The organism is Alysiella crassa DSM 2578 (genome assembly GCF_000745955.1).
Taxonomy (GTDB): Bacteria; Pseudomonadota; Gammaproteobacteria; order Burkholderiales; family Neisseriaceae; genus Simonsiella; species Simonsiella crassa.
The window spans coordinates 20,380-28,095 of sequence record NZ_JQKH01000030.1; the positions used below are offsets into that span (position 1 = coordinate 20,380).

General features: G+C 45.2%; 6 protein-coding genes and 1 pseudogene. All 7 read right to left on the reverse strand.

Annotation, left to right across the window (positions count from 1 at the left end):
• Nucleotides 1–193: 193 nt before the first annotated feature.
• Nucleotides 194–1,627, reverse strand: a complete 1,434-nt coding sequence (locus Q338_RS05965) for an NAD-dependent succinate-semialdehyde dehydrogenase (RefSeq protein ID WP_034293040.1) — start codon at nt 1,625–1,627, stop codon at nt 194–196.
• A 40-nt stretch (nt 1,628–1,667) separates the two neighbouring features.
• Nucleotides 1,668–2,477: an Abi family protein gene (locus Q338_RS05970; protein WP_034293042.1), complete on the reverse strand. Its 810-nt coding sequence runs from the start codon at nt 2,475–2,477 to the stop codon at nt 1,668–1,670.
• Nucleotides 2,478–2,685: 208 nt separating this feature from the next.
• On the reverse strand, nt 2,686–3,474 hold the full coding sequence (panB, locus tag Q338_RS05975) for a 3-methyl-2-oxobutanoate hydroxymethyltransferase (protein WP_034293044.1): 789 nt from the start codon (nt 3,472–3,474) through the stop codon (nt 2,686–2,688).
• A 243-nt stretch (nt 3,475–3,717) separates the two neighbouring features.
• Nucleotides 3,718–4,050, reverse strand: coding sequence for a hypothetical protein (locus Q338_RS05980; protein ID WP_034293046.1), 333 nt, complete (start codon nt 4,048–4,050; stop codon nt 3,718–3,720).
• A 124-nt stretch (nt 4,051–4,174) separates the two neighbouring features.
• Nucleotides 4,175–5,398: a sugar transporter gene (locus Q338_RS05985; RefSeq protein WP_115723668.1), complete on the reverse strand. Its 1,224-nt coding sequence runs from the start codon at nt 5,396–5,398 to the stop codon at nt 4,175–4,177.
• An 88-nt stretch (nt 5,399–5,486) separates the two neighbouring features.
• On the reverse strand, nt 5,487–7,190 hold the full coding sequence (gene argS, locus Q338_RS05990; RefSeq protein WP_034293049.1) for an arginine--tRNA ligase: 1,704 nt from the start codon (nt 7,188–7,190) through the stop codon (nt 5,487–5,489).
• 413 nt (nt 7,191–7,603) lie between these two features.
• Nucleotides 7,604–7,716: pseudogene (locus Q338_RS15150) on the reverse strand (pseudouridine synthase); the annotation flags it as partial.

Here is a 7,716-nt window from a genome sequence, read left to right on the forward strand (position 1 = left end):
AAAAATGGGATTTTAACAAAAATGTGGGATTTTCAGGCAGCCCTTCCGTACAGGACAATTTTTCCAATCGCAAAAATGTAGGGTACGCCGTGCGCACCAAATGGCTGGAATCATTGGAATATTGTGGTGAGTTTGGTGCGCACGGTGCACCCTACTGTTATTTTTGTCGCGTACCGAAAGGCAGCCTGAAAAATCAAATTCCCCCAATCGCCAAATATTTCATTTCCAAATATTCGTCCATGCCATATTGTGAGCCTTCGCGCCCCAAACCCGATTGTTTCACACCGCCAAATGGCGCGGCGGCATTGGAAATCATGCCCGTGTTCACGCCCACCATGCCGTATTCCAAACGCTCCGACACGCGCACGGTACGCGCCAAATCGCGGCTGTACACATAAGCCGCCAAACCCACGTCCACCGCATTGGCGCGTTGTATCACTTCATCTTCATCATCAAAAATGAAAATGGGCGCAATGGGGGCGAAAATTTCTTCGGTGGTCAAACGCATTTCATCATGGGCATGGGCAATGACGGTGGGCTGATAAAATGTGCCTTGATGTGTGCCGCCTGTTTTCAGGCTGCCGCCTTTTGCCAGCGCGTCTGCCAGCAAATCGTTGGCGTGTTGCACCGCGTTTTCATTGACCAAGCAAGCCATTTGCGTTTGTTCGTCCAAAGGTTTGCCCACGCGCAAGTTTTGTGTGGCGGCAACAAATTGCTGCACAAATTCATCGTAAATGCCGCGTTGAACGTAAATGCGGTTGGCACACACGCAAGTTTGCCCAGCATTGCGGAATTTGGCGACCATAGCCCCCGACACGGCAGCCTGAATGTCCGCGTCATCAAACACGATAAAAGGCGCGTTGCCGCCCAATTCCAGCGACACTTTTTTGATGGTGGAGGCGCATTGTGCCATCAGTTCGCGCCCCACTTCGGTTGAGCCTGTGAAACTGAATTTACGCACATCGGGGTGGGTGGTTAGCACTTTGCCTATGGCTTGGGCGTTGCCTGTGATGATGTTGAACACGCCATTGGGCAAACCTGCTTGTTGCGCCAAATCCGCCAAAGCCAATGCGGAAAAAGGCGTTTGCGATGCAGGGCGCAACACAAAGGTGCAACCAGCCGCCAAAGCAGGGGCAACTTTGCGCGTAATCATGGCGTTGGGGAAATTCCAAGGGGTAATCGCGGCACACACGCCTATGGGCTGTTTGATGACCACAATGCGTTGATTGGGGTTGAGAGCAGGAATGGTGTCGCCATAAACGCGCTTGGCTTCTTCGGCAAACCATTCTATGTAAGACGCGCCATAGTCAATTTCGCCACGCGCTTCGGCAATCGGTTTGCCCAATTCCAGCGACAACAAGTGTGCCAAATCTTCGCGATTTGCCACAATCAAATCAAACCATTTGCGCAGGATTTTGCTGCGTTCGTTGGCGGATTTGTCGCGCCAAGCAGGGAGTGCAGCTTGGGCGGCAGCGATGGCGTGTTCGGTTTCGGCTGCGCCCATATTGGGGACGTGTCCCAAAGTTTCGCCTGTGGCTGGGTTGATGACGGCAATTTGGCTGCCTGAAAGGGCAGATTGCCATTGTCCGTTGATGAAACACTGTTGTTTGAGTAAAGGCTTGTGCATGATTTTTACCTGTATTTTTGGAAATTAAATAAACCTACTTTTAAGCAATACCTTGATATTTTTCTAAAATATCCAGTTTACAATGATTGAATGCAGCATCAACAAAACCATTACTTAACATATATTTGTGAACATCTGGATGAATTAATTGGTATATTTTTTCTATTTTCTTAATTTTGTCTTCTATTGTTGCCAGTGATGATGTTGGGGTCATTGTTGGCTGTGCTTTTAGCCAAGTGGGTTCGTGGTGTGCAATTCGGTTTCTGTAAATTCGCAATTCTTCTAATAAATCACGAATGTCTTTTTTGATGGCGACATGTTGCTTATTGTGTCCCAATATTTTGTGCCATTGATGAAACATTTTGCCCAACAAACTGGGGAACAAATACTTTGTTGTGGGTGTCGCATTGGCTGCTTGAATAAAGTCTTTATCAAATAAATATACCCAAGTGGAAAACTCTGTTGCTGCAATGATTTTGTCGTGAGACCATTGCGGCGGTGTGGGTCTGTGCGTTCTCGTCCAATGGTTTTTCTTCCATTCATTGTCTAAATTTTGTTTGGCTTTTTGGATATTGCTGAAAAAATAATTATTTCGGTTGTGGCAATCAATGGTATCCCACCAAAAATCACCATATTGTTTCCGTGCTGCTTCATCTATTGCATTTCTTAAAAATATCTCTAAATTTTGTAATAAGGGATACAAACAAGCCGCCATTTGTTGATTCCAAATGTAGCTGCCGATGAGTTCTTCTTGTGAATGAGAATGGGGATTGCGTAACAAACCTTGCTTAAATGCATTTAATCGTGGTGTGGAAATCAATTGAAGTGTTGTAGGATTGATTGTGTACATGAAAATGCCCTTGCAAAATGGTTAAGGATTATTATACAATATGTTTTAAGTTATTCAGTCCGTATCTCGTTCATCCCTTATCACTAAATTGATTTATTGATGAGTTCTAGTCGTGGTACATTATGGGCAAAGATTGAAACGCTCGCTTATGTTATGTAAGCGAGCGTTTCCTTTTGATTAAGCTGACATATTCAGGCTGCCTGAAAAATCAATTAAATTGATGTTCCGCGCTCGGAAAACTTTTCGCTTTCACTTCGCGGACATAGCTTGCCACGGCAGCCTGAATGCTGGTTTCGCCGTCCATAAAATTTTTGACGAATTTTGCCGTTTTGCCATTGAACACGCCCAACATATCGTGCATGACCAGCACTTGACCGTCCGTATCCACGCCTGCGCCAATGCCTATGGTGGGGCAAGCCACGCGCTGTGTGATTTCACGCGCCAATGCGCTGGGGACGCATTCCATCAAAATCATGGACGCGCCAGCCTGTTCATGCGCCAAAGCGTCTGCCAATACCGCCGCCGCCGCATCGCCACGACCTTGCACTTTGTAGCCGCCAAACACATTCACATATTGCGGTGTCAAGCCGATGTGGGCGCACACGGGAATGGCGCGTTCTTGTAAAAAACGGGTGGTTTCTGCCATGATTGCGCCGCCTTCCAATTTGACCATGTGTGCGCCTGCTGCCATCAGTTTGGCTGATGATTCAAAGGCTTGCTCCTTGCTTTGCTGATACGCGCCAAAGGGCAAATCGGCAATAATCATCGCATTGGTGTTGCCACGCGCCACGGCTGCGGTGTGGTAACACATTTCGTCCAGCGTTACGGGCAGGGTGGACGATTTGCCCTGCACCGCCATGCCCAGCGAATCGCCTACCAGCAAAACGTCCACACCAGCGTGGCTCATCAGCGCGGCAAAGCTGGCATCGTAACAAGTGAGCATGGCGATTTTGTCGCCATTGGTTTTCATATTGCGAAGCGTATTGATGGTAATCATGTGAATTCTTTTTCCAAAAACTAAAACGGAATTGTAACGCAAAAGTTTGCAGGCTGCCTTTACGCACAATTACAACACCACCACTTGACTGGTAAACAACTTATTTTCCTTATCATTAGATTTTTACATGTAAATATAGTGAATTCAATTTAAATCAGGACAAGGCGACAGCGACCACAGTGTACACATAGTACATAAGGGAGTTGGCAACGCGGTACTTGTTTAAATTGAATTCACTAAAAATTACAACAAAACAATAGCATATATAATAGCAGCCATACCAATACCTGCAAAAATACTATAAATTAAATTTGAAATAAAACAAAATTTATTTTTATAAAAAACAAAACAAAATCCATCCCGATAATGTAAATTTTTTTCCTGAATGGATATTTTTAAAAAAATAAAACCAATAAAAAGAGAAATAATGCCAATAAAAGCATGCAAATAGAATTTATCATTTAAATCTAATAGTAAAATCAATCCTATTTTTTCCCTTAATAAAAAATAAATAGCCATAAAAGAAAACATGAATAAAGATGATAAAAATGAATCTTTTTTGTCAATGATTTCCATATCATTATCCCAAATATCAAAATGATTTATCAAAATTTAACTTTTATCCTCTAATTTCTCCATTATTGTCAATCATCTATCTTTGTATCAAACCAAGTTTGCAGGCTGCCTGAACCTATTTTATTCAATGCGCCAAAGGCGTTTGCCCGCCCTTTTGTTCTACCTTCGGTGCGGTGTGGGCAAACCGCTTATTTGTCCACGCAAAAATCACCAAACCCAACACCGCCAACACCGCGCCCACCCAAGCAATATTCTCAAGCCCCCATTGTTTCATCACCACGCCACCCAACAACGCGCCGCCACCAATGCCAATATTGAAAATGCCCGAATACATCGCGCTCGCCACATCGGTCGCATCGCTGGCGTATTGCAGCACACGCACAATCATGCACAACGCCAAACCACCCATGCCCACGCCCCACGCAAAAATCAGCCCAAACATCGCCACTGTATTGCCCGATAAAGGTTGCAATAAAATCAATGAACTAATCAATAAAATCAACATGGTAAAAATAAACCGATTCGGAAAACGCTGGTGTAATCGCCCAAACAACGCGCTCGCCACCATGCCCGATACGCCAAATAATAATAACACCACCGTTGCCAAATTTGCACCCATCTTACTGATTTGTAAAACAAAAGGTTCAATATAACTGTATGCAGTAAAATGTGCCGTAACACACAACATCGTCATGGTGTAAACGCCTAATAATAAAGGGCGTTTAAATAAAATCGGCACAGATTTCAGGCTGCCTGCATTTTTGCTGGGCAAATCAGGTAACAATTTCCATAATAAAATCAAAATCATCAAAGCAATTACGCCAATCAGCGCAAAAGTCGTGCGCCAACCCAATAATTGCCCCACAATCCGCCCCAAAGGTAAACCCAAAACCATCGCCAACGCGCTGCCCATAGACAGCCAGCCAAGTGCTTGTTGTTGCTTGCCTTTTGGCGCGACACGCATGACCAAAGAAGCCGTTATCGCCCAAAATACCGCGTGCGCCAGCGCAATAATCAGCCGTGAACCCAACAAAACCTGAAAATTCCACGCCAGCACCGACAAAATATGCCCTGCAATAAAAATAATAAACAAAGCTATCAATAATTTACGCCGTTCCCATTTCGCTGTCAGCAGCATAAACGGCAGCGACAGCAGCGTAACCACCCACGCATACACCGTCATCATCAAACCCACGTCTGCCACAGGCATGGCAAAACTTTTGCCGATGTCCGACAGCAACGCCACAGGTATAAACTCGGTGGTGTTAAAAATAAACGCCGCCACCGCCAAAGCCAACACGCGCCAATACGCCGCATTTTCTTCATTTTTTAAATTAATCAAAGTCATACAAATTTATCCATTTTCGTATTATCAAGATAACAGGCAGCCTGAAAGCAAAAAATCTTTCAGGCTGCCTGTTTGGGCAAAATTTTAATTACATCACATCAAGCGTTTCAATACCCAATAAATTCAAACCATTACGCAAAACTTCGCCCGTGTAATGCGCCAATTGCAAACGGCTGTTGCGCGTTTCGCCTTCGGCTTTCAAAATCGGGCAGGCTTCGTAGAAACGACTGAACAAAGTCGCCAAACCATACAAATAAGTCGCCAAATAATGCGGATAGCAACTTTCCGCCACGCTGTGCAACACGTCTTCAAATTTCAACAATTCTACGGCAAGTTGTTGTTCCAAAGGCTCTTTTAAAACACAGGCTGCCTGAATATCCCAATCGCCCGCTTTTTTGAACACGCTTTGCACGCGCGTGTAGGCATATTGCAAATACGGCGCGGTATTGCCTTCAAAAGAAAGCATATTTTCCCAATCAAACACATAATCGCTGGTGCGGTTTTTGCTCAAATCGGCGTATTTAACCGCGCCAATGCCGACCACACGCGCAATATTCGCCACATCGTCCGCGCTCAAATCGGGATTTTTGCTTTGCACCAAAGCGGCAGCGCGTTCAATGGATTCATCAATTAAATCAACCAGTTTCACAGTATCGCCCGAACGGGTTTTGAACGGTTTGCCGTCTTTGCCCATCATCGTGCCAAAGCCAATAAATTCGGCAGACACATTTTCAGGCAGCCAACCTGCTTTGCGTGATGCAGTAAACAATTGTTTAAAATGCAAATCTTGGCGCGTGTCCACCACATACAGCAAGCGCGTGCCGCCCAATTTGCCCACGCGGTAACGCATACAAGCAAAATCGGTGGTCGCGTACAAAAAGCCACCGCCTTGTTTTTGCACGATAAATGCGGCTGGTTCGCCTTCTTTGTTTTTGAACTCGTCCAAAAACACGACTTTCGCGCCGTCATCATCCACCGCCAAACCTTTTTCGCTTAATTCATTGATAACATTATGCAAATCATCGTTATAACGCGATTCACCCGCCACATCGCCACGCTCCAACAGCAAGCCCAATTTTGTGTAAACGTCTTCGGCGTGTTGCAAAGAAATGTCCACAAATTGTCGCCACAATGCCAAAACGGTTTCATCGCCGCCTTGCAATTTCACCACATAATCTCTTGAAAGATTGGCAAAATTTTCATCTTCATCAAAACGGATTTTCGCATTGCGGTAAAATTGCTCCAAATCCGCCAATTCAAATTGCGAATTTTCCTGTTGTTGTTCAACCATATACGCAACGAGCATGCCGAATTGCGTTCCCCAGTCGCCAACGTGGTTTTGGCGCACAACATCGTTGCCCAAAAAGCCCAACACACGCGCCAAACTGTCGCCAATAATGGACGAGCGCAAATGCCCAACGTGCATTTCTTTCGCCAAATTCGGGGAAGAATAGTCAATGATGATTTTTTCCGGTGTTGGATTGGGCGTGATTTTCAGGCTGCCTGAAAGATTTTGCGCCAAAAATTCGGGCGACAAACGCAAATTAATAAAACCTGCGCCCGCCACTTCTACCGATGAAAATGTGGGATTTTGTTTTAAAATATCAGCGACTTGTGTGGATAAATCGCGTGGATTTTGTTTGAGTTTTTTGGCTGCACCCATCACGCCGTTGATTTGGAAATCGCCAAAATCTGGGTTTTTCGCGGCTTGCAAAATAATGGGGCTGCCTGAAAGTCCTGTTTGTTCAAAGGCTTGTTCAATAATGGGGGATAAATTTTGGTGTAATTTCATGGTTGTTTTTCAGTTCAATTATTTTTTATTAAATTAAAATTAATGGGGTTTCAGGCTGCCTTTCAGTACGACAAAATCTTTCAGGCTGCCTGTAACCTGTCCCCTCCCACGCTGGCGGGGGAGGGTTAGAGTAGGGGTGGTTCGTTGATTTTTAACAATATTGATTTGTTTCCATAGATTTCCCCCACCCTAGCCCCAGAGTTGCCAAGTTCTTCGTAGGTCGGATACTTGTATCCGACATTTTCAGACGAAACCACAAGTTTTGTCGGATACAAGTATCCGACCTACGCGGTATGAAATTTAAGAACTTGGCAGGTCTGCACCCTAGCCCTCCCCCGTTGGAGACGGGGGGGAGGGACAGGTTGGTGGTAACTTCAAAAAATTGCCGTGTACTGAAAGGCTGCCTGAAATATTCACGGCAACGTTTGGCATTCCTGCCATTCGCCCAATCCCAACCCCAAATCAAACAGATTCACGCGCCCAATGCCCACCCGAATCAGCCGCAAACACGGATAACCCACTTTCG

Excerpts from the sequence above, each read along its gene's own strand:
- Q338_RS05980 (WP_034293046.1), bottom strand. The coding sequence starts at position 4,050 with ATGGAAATCATTGACAAAAAAGATTCATTTTTATCATCTTTATTCATG.
- Q338_RS05965 (WP_034293040.1), bottom strand. The coding sequence starts at position 1,627 with ATGCACAAGCCTTTACTCAAACAACAGTGTTTCATCAACGGACAATGG.
- argS (WP_034293049.1), bottom strand. The coding sequence starts at position 7,190 with ATGAAATTACACCAAAATTTATCCCCCATTATTGAACAAGCCTTTGAA.
- panB (WP_034293044.1), bottom strand. The coding sequence starts at position 3,474 with ATGATTACCATCAATACGCTTCGCAATATGAAAACCAATGGCGACAAA.
- Q338_RS05970 (WP_034293042.1), bottom strand. The coding sequence starts at position 2,477 with ATGTACACAATCAATCCTACAACACTTCAATTGATTTCCACACCACGA.
- Q338_RS05985 (WP_115723668.1), bottom strand. The coding sequence starts at position 5,398 with ATGACTTTGATTAATTTAAAAAATGAAGAAAATGCGGCGTATTGGCGC.